The organism is Exiguobacterium sp. TNDT2, assembly GCF_003331145.1.
Taxonomy (GTDB): domain Bacteria; phylum Bacillota; class Bacilli; order Exiguobacteriales; family Exiguobacteriaceae; genus Exiguobacterium.
In genome coordinates this window covers 49,093-71,844 of sequence record NZ_QLVE01000007.1, presented here as the reverse complement: position 1 = coordinate 71,844, position 22,752 = coordinate 49,093, and the positions used below count along the sequence as shown (strand labels likewise).

Sequence of the window (22,752 nt, the reverse complement as noted above, 5' to 3'; positions counted from 1 at the left end):
GAAAAGAATGGAGTAAAGTCTTTAACGGGAGATGTCGAAATGATTACACTTACTACAGATCAAATAAAACTGGCAGAATAACTATTAATTACTGTGAAGAAAAGGGAGCCTATTGTGGAGTATAAGGAGTTGGGAGACAGAGTCTCGCCACCAATTCACCATCGGCAGGTTCCAAGGAATATTGGAGTTGTTTCGGAACTGTGTTTTCAGCTTGGGTTACCTTTTCTATCAGCAAAGGTTGTAACTAAAGGAGTAAATGAGGCAGGTGCTGGTTTTTATAAACTTTACACGGAGTATTTTCCTGAAGCAAAGAAGCTAACCCATAAAGAGGTGTTTTCTGAAGAACTGAAAAAAATTAGAGGATGTACCGAATGGTATAAGCTTGCAGATTATTTACATATCAATATTGATTTGCCAAGGCCGACTTCGAAAAATGATTTGCCTCCATCCATAAGGATATTGCCCATGAATAGTAGAGAAGAATTTCCCGAAATAAGCATAGAGGATGTTCAAAAGAACTATTCCTTAGGTAACCTTAATGATAATCGAGAGGGATTGTATTACTTTAGGAAAACCGGAATGAATGCATGTGAGGGCTGTCTAGTACTCTTTCAATTTGATAATTTGATTATTGCATCGGCAAATCTCCAGAGCATTGAAAAGTATGATAGTCCAATCGAGGGACAATATTATAAAGCTTATAAATTTGATATAAAGACGGTCAGAATCTTTCAACCTATTACGATAGCAGAACTAAATAAAATTGACAGTAGTCTAACTAGATTTTCACAGTCGAAACAGGAAATTAATGTTTCATATTGACCTGAAATTGATGGTCTTATAATAAGAAAGCAAATGACTCTCATAGCAGAAGAATTGTCTGCACAAGAATCTCCTAAGCTTAAAGAAGGAGCAAAGAAGCAGGTTTTGGTTAATTCATATGAAAGAAATTACAAAGCAAGATAACAATGTATAGGCCATTATGGTTGTTACTGTTCAGTATGTGGATTTGATTTTGCTAAGTTTTATGGGGACGAATTTGAAGGCAAAATTCATGTTCATCATCTTAGAGCTCTATCTGAAGTTAATGAGGAGTATGATATCGATCCAATAAATGATCTATGTCCAGTATGTCCAAACTGCCATTTAGCTCTTCACTCCAAAGTGGGGGATAAGGCTTATACAATAGAAGAATTGAAAGAAAAAATCTACAGAACTATATCTTTCAATTAGATGGGTTAAGTTTTTGTGGTTATTAAATTGGGGCGGGGGGATGAATTTGTGGTTTGAACAGCTAGCTAGAAACAATCAACTATCTCTTAAAACAGGTACATATGAGGGTATTCTAGGGAAAGCAATTTTTAATACGAATGGTACACGGCGATACTTTTTAGAAAAATGCTGGGGGGATGGAGGAAATATCCTAACCGCTATTATGATGAACCCAAGTAATGCAGCACATAATCAATCCGATGATACAGTTGATCAATTAATGGATGTTGCAAACGTACAACTTGGTTATGACGGACTACACGTTGTCAATGTTTCAAGTATTATTGATGGCACTAGCAGAAATGTAACTAGTGACCAATTTGCTTATGATTCTGTTAATTGGACGTTCATAAGTGAAGCGGTTTCGTATGGACAAGCCACTTTTCTGGGCTGGGGAATGAAAGGACAAAAAGGCATCATTAAACAACTAGATAGTCATTCTGAAATAATAAATGTTTTTAGAAATGCATCCGAAAAATTATATACTTACGAAGTATTAAAATCAAAGGATAAAAAATTTATTAACAACCCTATATATTATGTGCCTCATCCTCGTCCACTTACAAAAAAAGAAAAATATCGTGAACATTGTATCCAACCCATCACAGATCTAGAATTCACACAAATATTTGTTAGATGACATCTAGCCCTACATTCCAATCTTAGTCGGAAAACTTGCCCTAAATAGGGAAGTTTCACTTATTAGCATTTTTCATAAAATGTTTCTTGGTGTCAGTGTATAAAAATCTATTGAAAAGTCCGAGGAGATAGTTTAAATGTCTGAAGATAAAATGTTAATTAACTCAAATGAAATCAATGAAATTGTTGTCTCTAACCCTATAGGCGATGAGCTTTCTCTGGAAAAAGTAACTGATGATAAATTGGGAGCAAAGAAAAAATACAAGGAGGTCTTTGTATCTGACTTGTCATTAATGACGGGGAACGTTTCACAGACGGCACTGCAAGTTGCTAATCAAGGAATGACTTTAGCTCAAATTGCAAAACAAGCACCTAACGGCTTGTTTACTGCAACTGTAAATCCCGCCAATTTGTCTAAATTTGCAAATGGAACTACAACAACAATGGTGCGAGACGCATCAAATCGTTTAGTCGAGCATGCTGGATTCGCTGATGTTGGTTTAAGTGTTTCTGTGAATCCAGCCATTCTTCTTTCAGCAGGAATGCAAGTGATGTCAGCTGTTTCAGGGACAATTTATTTACATAAAATTAATACTCAAATGACATATATGGATGCGAAATTGGAAAAACTACTAAATTTTCATCATGATATAAACATTGGGCGTTTGATTGCAGCTAGAAAGGGTTTGTCTGAAATCTCGAATAGAGAATTTGTTGATACGGTAGATTTATCTGCGATTAGGAACTATAAAAAAACTGCAGATGAAATTCATGAAGAATATGCGTATCGTTTGAAAAGACAAAAAAGAGAATTGCACAATGAAATTGGTTCAAAAGCCGAAAAAGAGTTGCTTTTGGAAATAAATTTCACAATGACAATTGCTTTTGAGGCTAGTAAATTATCTCTGTTTGCAGAATTAATTGAGATTGGAACCAGAATGAAGATTGGTGGTCAAATAGAAATGATTAATGGACTAACCAGGCAATTAAAACAAAATTATGCTCAAAGTTTTTATCATCATATTGATTTAGAAGTTGAGAAGGTCTATTCTATTATACAGCAGCCGAGCAGTAATCAATTGATTGAGAAAAAGATAAAATTTGAAGAATCATTAGATGAATTAACTGACAATTATAGTTCTACTGGTTGGGGCATATTACCTGAAGCTTTATTCAGGATGGCCATTGCTGGCAAAGCTAAATTGGGTGTTAATAAAGTCAACAAAAAAGTTGAGTCAGAAAACAAAAACTATAGCACCTTAAAAACAGGTATGAAACAGAGCAAGGAGAGCGATGGAATTGACCATATTATTGATGAAATCGTTGAACTGCCATATAAAGAAAAAGAAATTCTGTATGTTCCCACCGAAAATAAGAAACAACGAATATTTGTGGCAGTTGAAGATGAGTAAAATGTTTGAGTCCCCCTAAAGATTAGGGGGTACATCATTACGCAAAATCGAATTTACGCGTTTTATTATCATCATTCTATCAAAACACATGTGGAGACGGTGGCGTGGTTGGAGAAAATTGAAAAGTAAGCTTGAAAAGTACATGGTAGATAAGGGGTTTTTAAGGTTTTGGGTTGGACTCAAGACTTTAAAAAACCTCTTTTTATTTATTCATCGGAAATATATTCATGTGCGGAAATGATATCACTACTTGGTAAAAAGAGTTGATGTTTATGCTAGTGAGTTAACAAGTTGAACGTGATACGTGCATTATTTAAAGGGAAAAACAAATGAGTGAAGAATCAAAAAATGGATATCGAATGCCACCAAAAATCATCTTTCATAGACACATATCAAATGATATCTTCTTTCTAGAGCATCGTTCTGTGCAACTTGTCGATAATAAAGAATAGAATGATTTTCTACATAATACACGCTAAAGGGACAGAAGTACGTAATGATCGACGCGTTTAAAGTAGTAAACAATGAATGAACGTTTATTAAAAAATTGAATCCACATGGAGACAAACGATGAGTAAAATTATCTTTTCAGTGCAATCAATATCAGAAGTCCTGCAAAATGGACATCTTAAAATCCCAGAGTATCAGCGACCATATAAATGGGAACGTAGGCATATTCGCAACCTTTTTTATGATATACGAGAAGCTATTGATAACAACGTTAGTGAGTATCGAATCGGCTCTATCATTTTGCATCATAAAGACAATGAAAATATAGATATCGTGGATGGACAGCAACGTTTGATTTCAATTTCATTATTTCTGTATTTTGCCGCAAAAGACAATCTGCCTGATGGTGCTAGCAACTTACTAAACGCAAATTACATAGGCGCCTCACAACTTCACGCAAAAGAGACCTATGATGAATGGCGTATTCTTTGTGGATTAATTTCGAAAGAAGAGGTCGACGTCATAAACAACTTTATGATGAATCATTGCAAAGTTTCCGTCATAGAGATGCCATCAGAAGGCTTAACAGAAGCTTTTCAGCTGTTTGATTCCCAAAATAACCGTGGCAAGGCCTTAGAACCTCACGATTTGCTAAAAGCCTATCATTTACGATCAATTAAAGATCCGGCAGAACGCACCATAGAAAAATGGGAAGAATTTGTTAATGACAAAGAATTTAATCTTCGCGATTTATTTGACAAGCATTTATTTAGAATAAGACGTTGGGTTAACGGTGATTCAGGATTGTCTCGAAAAAAGTATGGCAATGAACTAAAATTCACTGAGCGTTTTATTGATGATTTCAAGGGTGTTGATCTTCAAAATGCGTCATATCCCTACTTGCGGTTATACGAAGAATTACTTAAACACGAAATTGGATTCCCTAATTCGATTTGTATGCCAATAATTAATGGGAGTGCCTTCTTTGATTTTATCGAATTCTCATATGAACTTTTCAAAAATAATTTCTATGAAGACAGTATAATAGATGGCTTTCTTTCAGATGAACTCCAAGAGATAGTGAACAGCAAGAAAAGCAAATATTCTAGAAGCATCAATCTGTTCACTAACTTACTCGCAACATTTATAGATCGTTTTGGAGTGGAAGCACTCGACCGAGAAACGTGTGAAAAGATTTTCGTCTGGGCGTTTTATCCAAGAACTGCTGCAAAAGCAATATACGATACCACACTCGCAAATTATGCAGCGAGCGGGACATTTCAAAAGAAAAAAAGTCAGAAGCTGTTTCAAGAATTAGCAGTTTCAGCTACCCCACGTGAATTTGTTGCCCGAATTAATACTGATTTACTTGGCAATCTAACTGCTTCAGACATTATAAATAAGCTTAATCAGGAGGGGAAAGGGTGAACAATCCTCTATCTATATTTGATTTGCTGAATGATAATAGCTATTCAATCCCACTGTACCAACGAAATTTCGCGTGGACTGACGTGGAAATTACACAATTGATAATAGATGTTCTCGATTCGATTAAAGAAAATCGTTCCGAGTATTTTATAGGCACTCTTGTCGTGAGTAAAAATGGGGATGAATACTCGATCATAGATGGGCAACAGCGATTTACTTCTATACTGCTGATCGCTCTTGCCATTCAAAATGAATATATTTCTAACACAAAGTTCGTTAAAAAAATCAATTTGTGTTTTTCAGCACGAAAAGGGTCGAATGATACGTTAAAAAATTTATTTTTAAACGAGAGCATAACTGAAGAAACGTCAGACAATGAATTGCGTCGTGGTTATGATGAAACAGTGAGTGCTCTTAAAGAACATATAGGTTCTAATGACTTTCGAAACATTTCAATTGGGGAATTCTATAGATATCTTTTCCAAAAGGTTAAAATTTTTATTAGTGAAATGCCCGAAAGCTTAGATGTTAAACTATATTTCGAACGATTTAATTCGCGCGGTGAACAATTGGAATATCATGAAATTATAAAAACTGAGCTCATGCAACGACTTGTTGCAGAAGGGATCCCATTTACCAAAGTTCAAAAGTTCGCTAAGGTTTGGGATGCTTGTTCAGAATTTGAAACCCCTTGTATTAAGTTCTTCAATAAAAAAACAAAGGGATCAGATGCTGACGAAGAACGAGAAAAAGTTTTTAAGTGCGAGTGGAGTGAATATGAGCCAGGAAGGAATTCTTGGAGGTATGGATATAATCTTAAAAATATCTATTCAAAAATGGCCGTTAACAAGGAAAATAAAAAATCGCTTATTAGCGCCATTGACGAATCGTTTGATAATGGTACTGATGCAGGCATCGAATCTATAGAGAACGAAAGTTCCAATAAATATCGCTGCATTGTAAATTTTAATACATTTCTTTATTATGTTTTGTATTTGACTGATAACGTAGAAGTAGATTCAATCTACTTGGATGATAAAAAGCTGAAGTCAGCTTTTAAAGTATCTTCAAGAGATAGCCGATGGATATTAAGATTCGGGGAAAATTTGCTAAAAGCGAAATTCATTTTTGATAATTTGATCATCCGGAATTCTCTTGAAACGACCAATAGGCGCAAAGAGGGAGAATGGTTTCTGCAAAAATCCTATCGCGAAGACAAGAATGAAAAAGCGAGAGGGCATTTATATGTTCAAACACGATTTGATAAGAATTCTTTTTCGACCAATAATCTCGAAATACTTATGTTGCAATCGATGTTTGCTGTCACTTTTACAGCTTATAAAGATACTAAATGGCTATATTCAACGCTCAAATATTTATTCGAAAATGCAGAAGAATTAAATGAGGCTAACTTTGGTGAAAAATTTTATGTCTTTTTAGAGTCTATGTCTAAGAAGTTTGCAAAAGAAAGGATATGTAATGATAGTAAAGTTGATGCTCACAGACTAAGATACGATCAGTTTGTACCTGTGTATGCTTTCAACTTAACCGACTATGTGTTGTGGAAAAACAGAGAAAAGTTGAAACAAGGCTATGCTACAATCAAGTTTGATGATTTCCACTTTACATACAGACGTTCAATTGAGCATTGGTATCCACAAAATCCAAACGTAACCGAAGGGAAATCGAAAATGTCTGATGATTTGCTACACTGCTTCGGGAATCTATGTTTGATAGTGGTCAGTCAGAATTCTTCGTTTGGTAATCTTGATCCACTTGCGAAACTTGAAAATTGGCGAAATATTTTTTCTACTCAAAGTCTGAAGTTACAAATGATGGCAATAAGCAGCAAGACTTTTGGTGTTTGGGATGAAACGAAACGTAAGGAGATTTTAGAAATGGAAAACGATATTTTACAACTGCTAAGCGAATACATCGCTTGAGCTTTTTGCTGCAAGAGTACTTTAGAATACAATAAATAAAGGTGAAAGTCTTTTGTCCTTTTGTATGTAGAGCTAATAATGCACGTCGAGATGGTAGCTCGGTTGGAGAAAGTAGAATAAGATGAACGTATCATGCCTTCGATTGACTCAATCGGAGGTTTTTTACTAGTGACCGAAAGTGGGAGTTGGAGATGAGAAAAATCGTTGTCTTAGAACATCTATCACTCGATGGGGTAATTCAGGCACCTGGTGGGAAAGAAGAAGACCCAAGTGGCGACTTCGTACATGGGGGATGGACGGAGCCGTTTTCGAGTCCAGAGCTCGGGATTTGGATTCGAACCCAAATGAACAGTACATTTGATTTATTACTCGGTCGGAAGACGTATGAGCAATGGGCGAGCTATTGGCCGCATCACGACGATGTTTGGCCAGAAGCCAATCGGGCGATGAAATATGTGGCGACACGCCAATCCCACGCCTCGTGCTGGGACGCGACCACCTTTTTTACGGAACCGGTTGAAGCGTTGAGACGGCTGAAGCAACAAGACGGGCTCGACTTGCACGTTTGGGGGAGCAGTGAACTCGTTCACACATTGCTTGCCGATGACCTTATCGATGAGTATCGATTGATTGTCTATCCCGTCGTCATCGGTTCAGGGAAACGGCTTTTTCCAGACAATCTGATTGTACCGCTTCGACTCGATGTCATCGAGCAGCAGCTGATGCCAAACGGGGTCCACATCGTTCGTTACGAACGGAATCGACAGGAGGCATGACATGAAGATTGAACAACATCTCGAGATGGCGATCTCACCAGCTTTGGATGCGCCGTTGAGCCAAATGATCATCATCTTCCTCTTTTCGACTTATGATTACATTCATTATATCCGATTTGACTGGTCAAACAGTTGCTACATTTCCCGGTCCATAATAGAATGGATGAAGTGATTTTGTTGGACTGTATGAATGAAAGGAACTGATTTTACGATGAACGAAAACTTCTGGCGCGACCTGCCGCGTCCATTCTTTATACTTGCCCCGATGGAAGACGTGACCGATGTCGTCTTCCGCCACGTCGTCGCCCATGCCGGACGCCCGGACGTGTTCTTCACCGAGTTCGCCAACTCGGACAGCTACTGCCATCCGGAAGGGAAAGGCAGCCTGCGCGGACGCTTGACGTTCACCGAGGACGAACAGCCGATGGTCGCCCACATTTGGGGCGATAATCCTGACTACTTCCGCGAGATGAGCATCGGCATGGCCGAGATGGGCTATAAAGGCCTCGACATCAATATGGGTTGCCCGGTGCCGAACGTGGCGAAGCGTGGAAAAGGGAGCGGGCTCATCCTCCGTCCTGACGTCGCGGCCGAACTTATTCAAGCGGCGAAAGCCGGGGGCATCCCAGTCAGCGTCAAGACACGTCTCGGTTTTGCGAAGCTCGACGAGTGGCGCGACTGGTTGACGCATCTCTTGAAGCAAGACATCGCCAACTTGTCGATTCACTTACGCACACGCAACGAGATGAGTAAAGTCGACGCGCACTGGGAGATGATCCCGGATATCGTCCAACTGCGTGATGAGATCGCGCCGGACACATTGATTACAATCAACGGTGACATCCTCGACCGTCAGATGGGACTCGAGCTCGTCGAGAAGTATGGCGTCGACGGCGTCATGATCGGTCGCGGGATTTTCAAGAACCCGTTCGCGTTCGAGAAAGAGCCGCGTGAGCACTCGATGGAAGAGCATCTCGACTTGCTTCGTCTCCAACTCGATTTGCAAGATAAGTTCCAAGAAGAGGTGCCGCGTTCGATTTCGAATTTGCACCGCTTCTTCAAGATTTACGTGAAAGGATTCCGCGGGGCGAGCGATCTCCGTGTGAAGCTCATGGACACGAAATCGACAGACGAAGTGCGGGCACACCTTGATGCGTTCGTCGAGAACTATCATAAAGAAGAAGCTGCGCTTGCCGAGGCAGCATCGACAGTCGAATAATGTTTTACCGGGATTCAGTGTCTACTGGGTCCCTTTTTTCTTGTAGTCAGCTACCAAATTTTAGGATACACTAAATGTATCGGTAGGCGATATATCGTCAGACGTAATAAAGGAGATAAATTATGACGAAATCAGTGGGGAGTGTCGCTTTGACAGAGGCGGTCTATTACGTGTTGTTATCGCTTCAAGTCCCGAGGCACGGATATGGCATCATGCAGTTTGTACAAGAATTGAGCAACAATCGCGTTCAATTGGCGGCAGGGACCTTATATGGGGCACTTAGCAGTCTGGTAGAGAAGGGATGGATCGAGGCGGTCGAAGGAGCGAGCGGGCGAAAAAAGGAGTATGTCATCACCATAGATGGACAATCAGTGCTTGAAGCCGAACTCGTTCGCCTTGAAGAACTCGTCGCAAACGGGAAACAGTGGATTGGAGCGAACCGGTCATGAAAACAAAAACAGTTTATCGTGTTTATGTCGATTATGAAAAAGAAGAGAAATGGTTGAATGAGATGGCAGCAAAAGGCTGGTTGCTAGAACGATTCAAGATTGGTCGTTACGTGTTTAGTGAAGGGAAACCAGATGAATACATGTATCGAATCGAATTGCTCGAAGAACTTCCGAACCATTCCAAATCTAAAGCGTATCTTGAGTTTTTAGACGAGATGGAAATCGAAGTGGTCGATACATCGTTCCGGTGGATTTTTCTACGGAAGCGCACAGAAGACGGCCCGTTTCATCTCTATTCCGATTTTGACTCGATGATTGCGAAAACGAATCGCGTGTTGCAATTGTATCAGCTTGTTTTTCTCGTCAATATCATCGCTGTCTGCATCAATGTGTTGAGTCCATTTGCGGTATGGGTGATTTGGCCGAACCTCGCGCTTGCCGCATTCGTCGCTTATTTGATTCAACGGCAGACACAAAAATCGCGTACGTTGAAAGGACTGCGTGAAATTTCAGAACAAGACTAAAAGGGAGGAAATTAGCATGAGTGAATTCCAATTTATTACGAGCGATTACCCACTTAAAGAAGTCGAAAATCCATATATCCAACTCTTATCAATCAACGAGGCCATCAAAAAAGGTGTCGTGTTGCCCGACATGCTCACAGACGACGAGGACCTCGATCGTGACGAAAAGATTTTGATGAACGTCGAGTCGGAAGAGCAGCTCGACGAGATTGAAATCAAGCGAGACTTGTACTATGACGTGGCGAACGTCGAGGCGTACTCGGAAAAACCGCACGTCGTGGAGTTGCGCTGGCGTTATTCCGATGTGAGAGCAGAACAGCTCATCGAGTATATAGCCGACCACTTGAAGACGGCGGAGGAGGTCGAGATTTGGAAAGTGTGGGTTGATGAACAGACGGAGCCGAACGTTCAATCCATCAAGCTCGACGAGTTGACGATAGATGCGCTACGGTTTTTAGGTGAAGTCGGATTCGAACGACCACAGTGCCTTCGTGTCACAAAAAGTACGAACTGATTAAGGAGGCCGACTCATGGTATACGCAAGCGGGATTCAGTATGTGCTGGGTCCTCTTTTGTGAAGTGAGGGTGAGGAAAGAGGTGGAAGAATGGACATACGAGATGTGTTAAGCGACGGAGATTTGCGTTCGATCGGTCACGTCGAAGCGGTCGTCATTTTCATCGGGAATGACCCGGAACGATTCAAAGAATCGATGACCGGTCGTCCGGATGCGGAGCTCAGATGCGATGGAGAAAGTGACACGCCGTCACCCGGACCTGCTTCAAGTGCACTAACCGTCCTTGTTCTAGCGACTGTATCTCGCCATCCCACAAGAAGTGAGAGGGCACTTGGCCCAATTGATGCCACGGATGAGGCGGACAGAGGAAGAGGCGCCCGAGATTATCCGTCTGCTCACCGCTTAGGTAGTCACTGAGACGAGTAACATTGTCATCGTCAATTCCTTGCAGGCGATTTATGACTTGAGTGTGTACCTTCGAAAGGATGGGTGAAATGGTTTCGAATGAGTGGCAAACATCAGTTATCGGACTCGGACTTGTATTTGGATCAGGCATTGGCATCATCGGTTCGCTCTTGTTTGATTTCGAGCTGGTGTATGGGATTGTAGCAGGTGCAGCCTTCGGTTACCTCATTGGACTGGCGGTCGCGTTGACCGGAAAAACGTGACTTCGTCGTAAAAAGGGGGAACATGCCATGAAGATAGCGAAGAAAATCATACAGTGGATGAAAACGAAAAGGGGGTCGCGACATGGTAGAACAAGCGCTTGAGATCAAGTTCCGAGTTGGCGGTTTCGGAATCATGAACGAATCCACATTGACATTCTTTCCGGACGGGACGGCTGTCCGAGTCATTGACTGGCAAGAAGACAGCCGTGCGATGCCGAAGGATACGTTCGTCACGTATGATGAAACAGAAACGAAAGACGTGTACGCCGCGTTCGTGGCGTTAGGGACAGACAAGTGGCCGGCGACGTTTGAAGTAGAAGGCGACTTGATGATTCTCGACGGGACGCAGTGGAGTCTGACCATCACACAACCGGACGGCATCGTTCGGACACATAGCGGCAGCAACGCCTATCCGCGCAAGTGGAGGGCCGTCACGAAACTGTTCGGCATCTCGTGAACCAAGAGGAGGAAATCACATGGAACGCACCATCACCGTCAAAGGTACGGGAAAAGTATCGGCCAAGCCAGATTTGATTGTCGTGAGAATGGATTTGTCGTCAAGAGCCGTCCGCTATGAGGAGACGATGAGCGGGGCGGCGCTTGCCGTCACGCGACTACAAAAGGCGATCGAAAAAGCTGGCTTTTCAAAGAGTGATTTGAAAACAACCGATTTCTCGATCGACACCGACTATGAGAGTTACCGGGACGAAGAAGGCAACTATAAATCACGGTTCCGTGGTTACGTCTGCAAACAAAAGACGAAACTCGAGTTTCCGCTCGATACGAAACAGCTATCAGTGGTCATCGGACACGTCAGCAACTCACTAGCCGAGCCGAAGCTGTCGATCTCGTTCACAATCAAGGATGCGGATTCGATTCAAGACGAACTGCTCGCGAGCGCGGCGGCGAACGCGCGCCATCGGGCCGAAGTGTTAGCGAAAGGGGCCGGGGCGACGCTCGGTGACTTGCTGCAAATCGACTACACGTGGGGCGAGCTCCATCTTTATTCGCCGACACGCCTCACGCTCCATGACGAGGTGCTCTTCTCGGAGGCGGCAATGCCAGAACTTGAGCCGGACGAGATTGATTTAAGCGATTCGGCGACGTTCGTATGGGCGATTCAGTGAGACGCGTCATTGCTCTGGCGCTCTTGTTCCTATCCGTCTCTTTGTCGGCCCAAGCCTTATCGTGGGCGTATGCGTTCGTCGTGTTGGACGGACGGGTGTATGAAGTGATGGACGTTGCCGTATTGGAGGATGATTTGGGTGCCGTCGTCGGCAAGGTCGAGACGTTGGCTGACGATATGGACGGCAGCTATTACGGGGACGCCTCGAATATGTATCCGCTCGGGACGACGTATCGGAAAGTGAACGGGGAAGCGACAGAAGACGTGCTCGCGGTCGAGGATGGGTCTGAGTGGAAGCGGGCCGAGTATCGGCACGACGCCCCGTTCAGCCTGCGTGACCATTTGGATAAGGTGGCATATGCTGCCGTAGGAATCGGGGCCGCATTACTCAGCTTGATTCTCAGGAGGCGACAAGCATGAATCTATACGATTTTGAAGAACAGATTCCGAGTCGTATCATTGATCGGGGCTATGACTACTGGATGGAAGGCAGGGTCATGATTGAGTCAGAAGATGAATCGACTTATAGGCTTATAGCGGAAGGGTCCGAGCGATATGAAGTCATCATCACGTTGACAGGCATCGATATCGACGACTCGGACTGTGATTGCCCGTATATAAAAGGTCACTGCAAACATGAGGTCGCCGCATACTTCTTGTTGCGTGAAAAAGTGGCAGTACCGTCAAATCGAAAGATAAACCAACGACTCCAGAACCTATCGAAACAACAACTCGTCGATCTCCTGGTCGGATTGGCGAGTGATCCACAACTGTATCCGCGAATCGCCCGTTCGTTTGATACGAGTCACAAATCATTCGATCAAGTCATCAGAGAAATGCGCCGTCGCTTCAGTGAAAAATTTCCTGTGCCCGAACTTGACTATATGTTATTGCCAAGCTTTCAGTCATTCATTAACACACGAATCAGTGACGTGCTTATTGTGCAAGACCCGGAGATGCGACTGAAACAAGGCATCTCGTTACTGATTGCGATGTCAGACTATGACTTCGAAGAGGTGACCGAACTGAGCTGGGAGACGGCAGACGAACTAAACGCGGCGGTTTGCTCCGCGATCGATGCGATCTCGAATGAAGCCATCCTTGTTGAACTGGTGAACGTATTGAAGGCGGCGGAGACATGGATGTGGTCAGGTTTGCATATGGATCTCCTGACATCACTAGCATCCGTGATGGAACATGAGTTGCACGTCTTACATGAATACATGGAGAGGTACCGGGACACCGAGGAAGATGGCCTTGCGACTGAAGACGTAGAGACACTTCTTCAGATGATTGAAAAAAGACTGGATTCATGATGGGGTATCTCCCAGAAAGGGAATAGTCTTATATGGAGAATAGGGAGTTTCACTCAGGGGAGGGGCATCACATGAAAATCCTGATCATCTTTGACTCGATGTACGGGTGCACGGAAAAAGTTGCGCATGCCATCAAAGACGGGTTCAACGACTTGCACCAAGTCGACATCATGCAGATCAATCACGTCGGGTACGGCGACCTCGCCAATCTCGATTTGTTCGTCGTCGGCTCACCGACGCACGGCGGACGCGAGACCGAGGACGTAAAGACGTTTCTCGATGGTCTGTCGGACCATGCGCTTCGGGGCATCCGGGCCGCGGCGTTTGATACGAGCATGGCCGAAGAAGACCAAGGCTTTTTCGTCGGGAAAATCGTGAAATGGTTCGGTCACGCCTCGAGCCGGATCGAGCGATTGCTGCTCGACAAAAGAGCGGAACCGGTGTTAACAGAATCGTTCATCGTCCTCGACAAAGAAGGGCCGCTCAAAGACGGAGAGATTGAGCGGGCGACCGAGTGGGCTCGTCACTTGATGGACAAATAACCTGGCGTGTTCCCAAGGAATGCGTCTTTTTTCATCTGGATTTGACCGAAGCAACGGCAAAACGGGTAAATATAAGAGTAGCTCTGTTGCGAAGAACGGAGGGAGAATGATGAAAAAATGGGAACGTGACGTCCTCGTCGGTTGGATTGTCGTCTTAATCGTGCTCGTCGCACACTATCTCATCACGGTGTCGCTCGGCAACACGTATTTTGCCGAGTCGACGTTGAATCGGATGCTTTGGTTCAGTAGTTTCCCGGCCTTTTTAGTCGCCTTTCTCGCAGCCCTCTTCCAAAAAACGAACTCACTCACGCTGGCAGTCCGTCGTGGTGTCATCTGGACGGCCGAACTCATCGTCGGCTTCACGGTCGTCGCCTGGTTTTTCCGGGCATTCGATACGCTGTTCGAGAGCCCAGGCGCGTATTGGTTGTTCGGTGCCGTCCTGCTCGCCCCGCTCGTCTACTTGCTTGAGTTCCGGCGTCAAAATCGAGGTACAAAGGCCGGGGCCCATTGATTCCAGAAAACGTCTCCGTATGGGGGCGTTTTTAGTCTGACCTGTAATGGGAAAGGGATACAGAAGACAAGAATGGAGGGAGTCACTATGAGTCAGTATTTTTCATCATCATATGAAGAGTCGCGCGAAAAGTTTCTCGCCCTGCTCGACCGTGTCAAAACTGATTATCCGACGGCACGCGTGATGTCCCACTCGATCGGTGACGACACGATCGACATCATCATCGGGGAACCGGCGGGGTCACGCGAGGCGATCCTCTTCATGACGATTGGCGAACATGGTATCGAAGGATACGCCGGTGCGGCTGTGACCCATCAATTCGTCGAGACGCAACTTCAACACGTCCGGCATGAGTCGACCGGCATCTGTCTCATCCATGCCGTCAATCCGTGGGGGATGAAGCATTTCCGTCGCGTCAATGAACATAACGTCGACTTGAACCGGAACTATGTCATCGACCGGGAGTCGCTTCCGCGTAACGTTAACAAAGAGTATGAGGTCATGCGGCACTTGTTCGTCCCGGACGGCGTCATCGACAACTATCACGAGGCGCGCGAACAAATCTATTCGTTCCTCGGATCGGGCATCAAACTCGACGGGTTCGACGCGATGACCGAGGCGAAAGGGATGGGGCAATATCAGTTCCCGAAAGGCGTCTACTACGGCGGCGAGTCAGATGAGCCGTCCGCTGTCTTCATGAAGGCAATTCAACACGATTTGCTGGAACGTTATGACCATGTCGTCCACATGGATTGGCATACGGCACTTGGTCCGACAAACGAAGTGACGATGGTCCTCAGCGAACGCGACGGACGTGACGTGGACGAATTAAAACGGACGTACGGGTTGAAGAACATCCAGACGTTTGACCCGACCGACGTCCTCGGGGATTCGACAAACCATTTCTATTACGTGCGGGACACGCATTACCCGGAGAAACGACTCGTCTCCGCCTTGTTCGAATTCGGGACGTTCGGAACGTCGACGAAAGCGATGATTCGCGAGTTCTTGACGATCATCCTCGAGAACCGGCTCTACTTTGAAGGGACGAAAGACCCGGAAGCCCGCAACGGTATCCGTAAAGAATTCATGGCCATGTTTTATCCGGAAGACGAGTCGTGGCGGACGTCCGTATTACGCGAAGGAGCGGCGGCGATTGAGCATGTCATGAAAGCGGAATCGCTCTGGCGCGACCGTTGATCAATTTTTTCTTGAAACAAACCTAAGGTTATTCCTAGGTTTGTTTTTTAGTGACATTCATATTGAGTGAAATTGGTTTGTTACGGCTAGATTGGTTCTTTCTCGGGTATAGCTAAAATGAAGTATCTAGTTTATGTTGGGTTTGAACGAAGTCACACGGTCAAGGATGGCTATGGAAAAGCCGCTCGGGACCGTGCTTGTTTTGTGCGCTCCCAAAATTTGAACAGCTTATGTGGAAACAAGGACAAGGAAAAGGGAAGACACTTTTTTGTTGGGATGGATGACGGTTGAAAGGTCAATTTGTGATGACTAGACCTTGATACGTGATACAATGAAAAAGTGGATTTTTAGATTGAGGAGAGATTGTCATGAATATCGCTTTCTTTTTATATCCGAAAGAAGACGTCAAATATCTGGACCCGGAATCGACGGTGCGTCAAGCGCTCGAGAAGATGAAGCATCATCGCTTCACCTCGGTGCCGCTCGTATCAGAGAACGGCTTTTACGCCGGGACGATGACGGAAGGGGATTTACTCTGGGCACTCGCCGAACAGCTTCGCGGGGAAGAGGATTACGAGAAAGTGCTCCGGACACGTCTGAAGGACATCAAGCAACGCGTACGGTATAAACCGGTCGCCATCACGGCGCAAATCGAGGAGCTCGTCGATGCGATCACCGATCAAAACTTCGTACCGGTCGTCGATGACGGGAAGTATTTCATCGGCATCATCCGGCGCCGCGACATCATCGAATATTACTCGACGAAGTTGCAACAGCTCGAGAATAAAGTGAACTGAGCGAACGGACCAACCTGTGTGAAAGCAGGTTGGTTTTTATATGCGCACTGTGAGGAGGGTTAGGATGAATACATATACGATTCAGACGTTGGAGATTTGGTTTCGGGATGCCATTACGAAGGAAACGGAAAGATTGGCTGATTTTTCATTACGGACCAATCGACCTGTTCAGTATTTGATTGAAGACGAGGCCATTCAGGGAACGTTTGAATATCGTGTTACATATACGGACGGCACCGTTCAAGTCGTCGAGCACGACATAAAAGAAGTGGAAGACCGTCACTACTATCGGCCTACCCTATTAGCCTTTGCTGAACGTTATAAGGACATTATGGAATGGCGAAGCGGACAAGATTTTCGGACGAAACGACTCATCGAACGCAATTCTGTCGGAGACCGCTCTGCATACGGACGACTTCACGATATGGAGGTTGTTATGGAAAGTTTTTTGGAAGATGATTTAGAGAATACGTTGGAGTTGATTGAGGATGGTTATTATGTTGACGATCTTTTGGAGCGGTGGATTGATGTCGAGGCTTCACGGCAAGCGCTTACCCCACTCATTCTAAATCTCGTTTATGTCGAAGGATTGAAAGCAAATAGTCGTATCATTCAACAAATTGATGTCACATTTGAAGATGCAAGGACTGGTCTGCACGCACCATTAACCGAATATTTGTCTACATATCGCGCTTCCGTATATTTTTACGAAGATACGTCGGTAGAAGGAATGATCCACTTTCATATCAACTACGACGATGGAAGCGAGCAAACTATAACGAGTGATAAGAACGACGGTTTTGATGATCGGAACGCGACGTTTGTCGGTTGTTTTCTGCATTACTGGCAAGTGATGTATGAATATGATCAAAAACGAGATTTTTGGACGAATGAACCGTTTCTCTGTTACAGCTCTTATTATGACTACGCCATTACTTCGTTCACAACAGAGGATTGGGACATGGTCGGTGGGAAGTCACGTGAAGCCGTTGAAGCACGATTCGGGAAGGATAAATATGATGAAAGTCAATCACCAGATGAACAGTTTCTATTGACACACGATTTCGATGCAGCCGGAGTCATCGCGGAACTACAGGACGGATTATATTTTGATCACTTGTTAGAGCGCTGGGTGAACGTAAAGGATTCATACAAGGCGGTTCGTCAACTCGCTTTAGAATTGATGAATCAATAGACGGAATTCAAGGAATTGGGGAAGTTCAACCATTGGAACGTTTAATCTGGACCATACTTGTGCGTCATCTTCGGTTGCTTATACCAAGCAGCCGTTTTTTGTTGCCCCATGTCGGGTACAGTCACAAGAGACAAAGGAGGGGACAACATGGATGTGTCGACATATCGATTTGAAGACGACGGCTCGATTCCGAACAACCCATTTTTTCCGGTGCTCTTATATCGCGGCGTGTTCGACGAGACGGACGGGATCCAGGTGACGTTCGAACGTAACGGTTGGAGCAACAGTTGGGTCAACGGCGTGTTCGACTATCACCATTACCACAGTAACACACATGAAGCGCTAGGCGTGAAGACAGGCCGGGCGACGGTTCAACTCGGCGGCGCGACCGGGGACATCGTCTCGATTGAAGCAGGGGACGTCTTGATTTTGCCAGCCGGGACCGGACATCGCCGTCTCGAGGCAAGTCAAGACTTCGCCATCGTCGGTGCCTATCCGGAAGGACGCGACTATGATACGTTGACAGGGAGACCGGAAGAACGGCCGGACAATGTGTTGCGGATCGAGCGAGTCGACAAGCCGGCGACCGATCCCGTCTTCGGGACGACTGGGCCGTTACATGAAACATGGACGAAGGAGGAGATGGCATGAGTAGAATTCCACATACATTGATTTTGGCGGCATTGAAACAGAACGTGGTGGAGTTGCCGGACGGCCGTGAGATGCGAGCCCTCGGACAAGGCACATGGCGCATGGGGGAAGATGATTCAAAACGGGACGCCGAAATCGAGGCGCTCCGGACGGGACTTGACTGTGGGCTACACGTCATCGATACGGCAGAGATGTACGGAGATGGCAAATCAGAGTCGCTCGTCGGCGAGGCGATTCAAGATCGACGGGAAGAGGTGTTCCTCGTCTCGAAAGTGTATCCACACAACGCTGGGGGCGACAAACTTGTCAAGGCGTGTGACGCCACGCTCGAGCGGCTCGGCACCGATTACCTCGACCTGTATCTCTTACATTGGCGCGGGGACATCCCGCTCGAGGAGACGGTCGATGGGCTCGAACAATTGAAAGCGGACGGGAAGATTCGGGCATGGGGTGTCTCGAACTTTGATGTCGACGACATGAAAGAACTGCTCGCCTTGCCGAACGGCAAACACTGCGCCGTCAACCAAGTGCTGTACCATCTCGGCAGCCGTGGCGTCGAATACGACTTGTTGCCATTCCTAAAAGAACAAGGAATAGCAATGATGGCTTACGCACCGCTCGCCGAAGGGAGCGATGTGAAAGAGAAAGTCTTCAACGACGAGACGCTGAACCGGATCGCTGAGGCGTACAATGCGTCGCCCGCGCAAATCCTCCTGACTTGGACGGTGCGGAGCGGAAACGTCATCGCCATCCCGAAAGCGGGGCAAAAAGCACACGTGGAAGAGAACGGAGCGGCGATGCTCCTCAACTTGAGCGAGGACGATTTCCAAGCGCTTGACGAGGCGTTCCCGCCCCCGAGCCAAAAAGAACCATTGGACGTGATTTAAGGCACAAAAGGTGAGCTCACGGGTTCACCTTTTTCTGGTTGACATCATCGCGCGTCTAGCACGAAAAAACCCACTCACGCTGACGTGAGTGGGACCGTGTTAGTTCGCGAGCGGATGCTTCAATAGATAGTCTTCGATCTGTCCGACCGTCTGTTTCAACACGCCGTCCTCGAACGGCGACTGGAGTCCGGCGAGTTCGACGAGCTCGAGGAACGAGCGGCTGCCGCCAGCTTGGCAGAGCGTGAGGTAATCGCTCCACGCCGCCTCGCGGTCCTCATGCATGCGCACCCAGAACTGGAAGGCACACACTTGTGCGAGCGTGTAGTCGATATAGTAGAACGGGCTTTGGAAGATGTGCCCTTGTTGATGCCACCACGCGCCTGACTCGAGATAGTCGTTCGTCTCATAGTCACGGTGCGGGAGGTATACTTTCTCAAGGTCACGCCATGCCTGGCGACGTTCAGCGGCCGTCATTCCTGGGTTGCGGTAGACGACGTGTTGGAACTCGTCGACGAGGACGCCGTACGGGAGGAACGTGATGCTTCCGGCCAAGTGATTGAACTTGTACTTGTCGACTTGGTCGCCGAAGAACAGCTCCATCCACGGCCAGCAGAAGAACTCCATCGACATCGAGTGGATCTCACACGCCTCGTACGTTGGGAACGCGTATTCCGGCGTCGTCAAATGACGGCTCTCATACACCTGGAAGGCGTGACCGACCTCGTGCGTAAGCACGTCGATATCGCCGGCCGTCCCGTTGAAGTTCGAGAAGATGAACGGGAGACCTTCTGACGGGAGGTACGTGCAGTAGCCGCCGCCGGCCTTGCCCGGTTTCGCTGTCAAATCGAGGGCGCCGCGCTGTTGCATGAATTGGAAGAACGCGTCCGTCTCGTTCGAGAGTTCACGATACATCGTGTTCCCGCCTTCGATGATGAACGCCTCGTCGCCTTGAGGTGTCGCGTTGCCGTCCGGGAAAACGAACGACTCGTCGTAGTACGTGAGCGCGTCGACGCCGATCCGCTTCGCCTGCTTCTCTTTTAACGTCGTCGCGAGCGGGACGATGACGTCGCGCACTTGTTTGCGGAAGTTGTCGACGTTCGACTCGTCATAGCCGACGCGCTGCATCCGGGCGTAACCGAGCTCGACGAACGACGGGAAGCCGAGCGCATGCGCGATGTCGGTCCGGACGCGAACGAGTTCGCCGTAGATACGGTCGAGTTCGTCCCCGTTGTCGGCGAGGTATGTATACCGGGCCTCGGACGCCGCTTTTCGTACCGAACGGTCAGGGGACTGCAAATACGGGCCGAACTGGGACAAGTTGAGCGTCTTGCCGTCGAATTCGATTTGGGCCGCCGACATGACTTTTTGATAGGCGGTCGCTAAGCGGTTCTCTTCCTGCAGTTTCGGGATGAGCGACTCGTCGAACGTCTTGAGCGCGCGCTCGGCGAGTTCGAACAACTGGCTGCCCCATTCCTGTTCGAGTTCACGGCGCAAGTCGTGCTCGGTCAAGACGCGATAATACGCCTGGACCTCTTTCTCGTAAACCGGCAAGGCGTCGTCAAAAAACGTCTGCTCGGCCTCGTAGAACGCATCACGCGTATCGATTGAGTGGCGGATCGCGACGAGCTGGCTTTGCGTCTCGAACTCGTTCCGTTCCTGGTTGATTTGGCGAATCAACTCGTTCGCCTCTTCAAGTGTGCTCGCTTGTTGTAATTCGACTGAATAGTCCGACAATCGGCTGTTCAAAGCGTCCAAGTCGGGCCGTTCATATGACAATTTTGTGAAAGTCGTCATTGTAAGCGCCTCCATCACGTGAAATTTTTATAAAGTGTAAAAAGGGCTTGCAAAAGCGATTGCACACTCGTATCCTTACGATGTGTAAAACGAATTCGCACTACCTTATTACAACTATACCGTTTCTAGGGTAGGGATTGAAGTGGAAGCTTTTCGGGTATAAAAGCTAAGACTTTGATTAACAGAACATGTTGGAGGGATTAAGCTATGGGATTCTTTAAAAAACTTTTCGGTGGTAAAGAAGAACAACTTAACGCGGTTTCACCGCTTACAGGGAAGGTCATTGACATCACGAACGTTCCTGACCAAGTGTTCTCGCAAAAAATGATGGGTGACGGCATCGCCGTCGAACCGACAGACGGTAAAGTCGTCTCGCCGGTAAATGGGACAATCGCCACTGTCTTCCCGACAAAACACGCGATCGGGATCAACGCAGACAACGGGGCGGAGTACTTGATTCACATCGGTCTCGACACGGTCAATCTTAAAGGAGAAGGCTTCGAGACACACGTGACAGAAGGCCAAGCCGTCAAAGCGGGCGACACGCTCGTCACGTTCGACCTCGACTTCATCAAAGCGAACGCGCCGTCGACGATCACACCGGTGATCATCACGAACCACGACAGCTTCGGCGTGAACAAACTCGTTGCAGAAGGTGACACGGTCACAGCCGGTTCTTCAGAAGTCGTCGAATTGACGAAAAAATAAGTGGAACGATTTACTCGGAGGCGTATGCTTCCGAGTATTTTTTTGTGGATTTGGGAACTATACTACAAAGAGAGGGGGAGAAAGATATGGATGGGAAAAACGCACCGTACCGGGGTTATGGCGACCGAATTCGAATATTACGGGAGCGGGCCGGCATCTCGGTCGAGGCACTCGCTGACCGCATCGGTGTCGCCCCGTACTTTATTCGCAGGACCGAACTGAGTGAAGTGTACCCGACGATGCCTTACATAGAGGCGCTCGCCGAGGCGCTGAAGATTGACGCGAACTATTTGGCCCGGCATATTTGGACGGGTGAGTCGCTCAAAGTGCTCATGAAAGGGACAGTCCCCGAGCTCGAACAGATGAAACTCGCCTACGAAGAAGCGATGCACGGCAAGTCGACCGAGGACATGCAGCGGCAACTCGAGGCGCGCATGCGCATCTTCGACCTGATGCATGAGGAAGAACTCCGTCGCATCTTCGCCGAGGACGAGGAACCGACCACACATCATGCGCTCGAGGCGCTCGTCGACGCGGTGCTCGGTCTTGGTCGCTCGCACGAAACGACGCATCGAATCGTGCCGTTCGCTCGTTACATTGATCAGCTCGTACCAGACCAGTTCGTCGACAACTCGTTCCAATACACGGAGTTCGGGGTCGTCGGTAAATCGTATAAATTGCAGTAAAAGCCGTGGGGGACCACGGTTTTTCGCTATGAACGAAAGGAATG

28 protein-coding genes are annotated in these 22,752 nt (G+C 46.5%); 27 read left to right on the top strand and 1 reads right to left on the bottom strand.

The window, feature by feature from the left end; translation table 11 throughout:
* Positions 1-114 precede the first annotated feature (114 nt).
* The 25 genes from DPV68_RS06180 (at position 115) to DPV68_RS06065 (ending at position 19,520) form a co-directional block, all read left to right on the top strand.
* The gene (locus DPV68_RS06180; RefSeq protein WP_114165917.1) at positions 115-822 is read left to right on the top strand and encodes a hypothetical protein; all 708 of its coding nucleotides are present in this window, start codon (positions 115-117) and stop codon (positions 820-822) included.
* A 150-nt stretch (positions 823-972) separates the two neighbouring features.
* The gene (locus DPV68_RS15040; protein ID WP_255418301.1) at positions 973-1,233 is read left to right on the top strand and encodes an HNH endonuclease; all 261 of its coding nucleotides are present in this window, start codon (positions 973-975) and stop codon (positions 1,231-1,233) included.
* A gap of 46 nt (positions 1,234-1,279) precedes the next feature.
* On the top strand, positions 1,280-1,912 hold the full coding sequence (locus tag DPV68_RS06170) for a DUF1643 domain-containing protein (protein ID WP_157964142.1): 633 nt from the start codon (positions 1,280-1,282) through the stop codon (positions 1,910-1,912).
* A 136-nt stretch (positions 1,913-2,048) separates the two neighbouring features.
* Entirely contained in the window at positions 2,049-3,323 is a 1,275-nt protein-coding gene (locus tag DPV68_RS06160; RefSeq protein WP_198662258.1) for a hypothetical protein, read from the top strand.
* Between the two features lie 570 nt (positions 3,324-3,893).
* Positions 3,894-5,201, top strand: a complete 1,308-nt coding sequence (locus DPV68_RS06155; RefSeq protein WP_114165914.1) for a DUF262 domain-containing protein — start codon at positions 3,894-3,896, stop codon at positions 5,199-5,201.
* A complete protein-coding gene (locus DPV68_RS06150) occupies positions 5,198-7,144 on the top strand; it encodes a GmrSD restriction endonuclease domain-containing protein (protein ID WP_114165913.1) in 1,947 nt (648 codons plus the stop codon). The genes DPV68_RS06155 and DPV68_RS06150 overlap by 4 nt, the downstream gene beginning before the upstream one ends.
* 191 nt (positions 7,145-7,335) lie before the next feature.
* Positions 7,336-7,920, top strand: a complete 585-nt coding sequence (locus tag DPV68_RS06145) for a dihydrofolate reductase family protein (RefSeq protein WP_114165912.1) — start codon at positions 7,336-7,338, stop codon at positions 7,918-7,920.
* A gap of 1 nt (position 7,921) precedes the next feature.
* The gene (locus DPV68_RS14840; protein WP_157964141.1) at positions 7,922-8,092 is read left to right on the top strand and encodes a hypothetical protein; all 171 of its coding nucleotides are present in this window, start codon (positions 7,922-7,924) and stop codon (positions 8,090-8,092) included.
* Between the two features lie 18 nt (positions 8,093-8,110).
* The gene (locus DPV68_RS06140; protein ID WP_114165911.1) at positions 8,111-9,139 is read left to right on the top strand and encodes a tRNA dihydrouridine synthase; all 1,029 of its coding nucleotides are present in this window, start codon (positions 8,111-8,113) and stop codon (positions 9,137-9,139) included.
* A gap of 122 nt (positions 9,140-9,261) precedes the next feature.
* Positions 9,262-9,588, top strand: a complete 327-nt coding sequence (locus tag DPV68_RS06135; protein ID WP_114165910.1) for a PadR family transcriptional regulator — start codon at positions 9,262-9,264, stop codon at positions 9,586-9,588.
* Complete coding sequence (locus tag DPV68_RS06130) at positions 9,585-10,112, top strand: DUF2812 domain-containing protein (protein ID WP_114165909.1); 528 nt, start codon at positions 9,585-9,587, stop codon at positions 10,110-10,112. The genes DPV68_RS06135 and DPV68_RS06130 overlap by 4 nt, the downstream gene beginning before the upstream one ends.
* Before the next feature lie 16 nt (positions 10,113-10,128).
* The gene (locus DPV68_RS06125) at positions 10,129-10,626 is read left to right on the top strand and encodes a hypothetical protein (RefSeq protein ID WP_114165908.1); all 498 of its coding nucleotides are present in this window, start codon (positions 10,129-10,131) and stop codon (positions 10,624-10,626) included.
* A 91-nt stretch (positions 10,627-10,717) separates the two neighbouring features.
* The gene (locus tag DPV68_RS06120) at positions 10,718-11,044 is read left to right on the top strand and encodes a hypothetical protein (RefSeq protein WP_114165907.1); all 327 of its coding nucleotides are present in this window, start codon (positions 10,718-10,720) and stop codon (positions 11,042-11,044) included.
* 77 nt (positions 11,045-11,121) lie between these two features.
* Entirely contained in the window at positions 11,122-11,295 is a 174-nt protein-coding gene (locus DPV68_RS14835; protein ID WP_157964140.1) for a hypothetical protein, read from the top strand.
* A gap of 82 nt (positions 11,296-11,377) precedes the next feature.
* A complete protein-coding gene (locus DPV68_RS06115; protein ID WP_114165906.1) occupies positions 11,378-11,752 on the top strand; it encodes a hypothetical protein in 375 nt (124 codons plus the stop codon).
* 19 nt (positions 11,753-11,771) lie between these two features.
* The gene (locus tag DPV68_RS06110) at positions 11,772-12,422 is read left to right on the top strand and encodes an SIMPL domain-containing protein (protein WP_114165905.1); all 651 of its coding nucleotides are present in this window, start codon (positions 11,772-11,774) and stop codon (positions 12,420-12,422) included.
* A complete protein-coding gene (locus DPV68_RS06105; protein WP_114165923.1) occupies positions 12,419-12,841 on the top strand; it encodes a hypothetical protein in 423 nt (140 codons plus the stop codon). Before DPV68_RS06110 ends, DPV68_RS06105 begins: the two co-directional genes overlap by 4 nt.
* A complete protein-coding gene (locus DPV68_RS06100) occupies positions 12,838-13,737 on the top strand; it encodes an SWIM zinc finger family protein (protein WP_114165904.1) in 900 nt (299 codons plus the stop codon). Before DPV68_RS06105 ends, DPV68_RS06100 begins: the two co-directional genes overlap by 4 nt.
* A gap of 71 nt (positions 13,738-13,808) precedes the next feature.
* Positions 13,809-14,279, top strand: a complete 471-nt coding sequence (locus tag DPV68_RS06095; protein ID WP_114165903.1) for a flavodoxin family protein — start codon at positions 13,809-13,811, stop codon at positions 14,277-14,279.
* A 109-nt stretch (positions 14,280-14,388) separates the two neighbouring features.
* Positions 14,389-14,790, top strand: a complete 402-nt coding sequence (locus tag DPV68_RS06090; protein WP_114165902.1) for a hypothetical protein — start codon at positions 14,389-14,391, stop codon at positions 14,788-14,790.
* A gap of 87 nt (positions 14,791-14,877) precedes the next feature.
* Entirely contained in the window at positions 14,878-15,990 is a 1,113-nt protein-coding gene (locus tag DPV68_RS06085) for a M14 family metallopeptidase (protein ID WP_114165901.1), read from the top strand.
* A gap of 368 nt (positions 15,991-16,358) precedes the next feature.
* Positions 16,359-16,787 (top strand): CBS domain-containing protein, encoded by a 429-nt coding sequence (locus DPV68_RS06080; protein WP_021066516.1) that lies wholly within the window; start codon positions 16,359-16,361, stop codon positions 16,785-16,787.
* Between the two features lie 88 nt (positions 16,788-16,875).
* Positions 16,876-17,982, top strand: coding sequence for a hypothetical protein (locus tag DPV68_RS06075; protein WP_198662257.1), 1,107 nt, complete (start codon positions 16,876-16,878; stop codon positions 17,980-17,982).
* Positions 17,983-18,129: 147 nt separating this feature from the next.
* Positions 18,130-18,633, top strand: coding sequence for a hypothetical protein (locus tag DPV68_RS06070; RefSeq protein WP_114165899.1), 504 nt, complete (start codon positions 18,130-18,132; stop codon positions 18,631-18,633).
* Positions 18,630-19,520 carry an aldo/keto reductase gene (locus DPV68_RS06065; protein WP_304529350.1) on the top strand — a complete coding sequence of 297 codons (891 nt, stop codon included), beginning with the start codon at positions 18,630-18,632 and terminating at the stop codon, positions 19,518-19,520. Before DPV68_RS06070 ends, DPV68_RS06065 begins: the two co-directional genes overlap by 4 nt.
* 99 nt (positions 19,521-19,619) lie before the next feature.
* Here DPV68_RS06065 and DPV68_RS06060 read toward each other — a convergent pair whose 3' ends face one another.
* Complete coding sequence (locus DPV68_RS06060) at positions 19,620-21,314, bottom strand: M3 family oligoendopeptidase (RefSeq protein ID WP_114165897.1); 1,695 nt, start codon at positions 21,312-21,314, stop codon at positions 19,620-19,622.
* Positions 21,315-21,521: 207 nt separating this feature from the next.
* Between DPV68_RS06060 and DPV68_RS06055 the strand changes: the two genes are divergently transcribed.
* A complete protein-coding gene (locus DPV68_RS06055) occupies positions 21,522-22,022 on the top strand; it encodes a PTS sugar transporter subunit IIA (RefSeq protein WP_029594982.1) in 501 nt (166 codons plus the stop codon).
* An 86-nt stretch (positions 22,023-22,108) separates the two neighbouring features.
* Positions 22,109-22,708, top strand: a complete 600-nt coding sequence (locus DPV68_RS06050) for a helix-turn-helix domain-containing protein (RefSeq protein WP_114165896.1) — start codon at positions 22,109-22,111, stop codon at positions 22,706-22,708.
* The last annotated feature ends 44 nt before the right edge of the window (positions 22,709-22,752 follow it).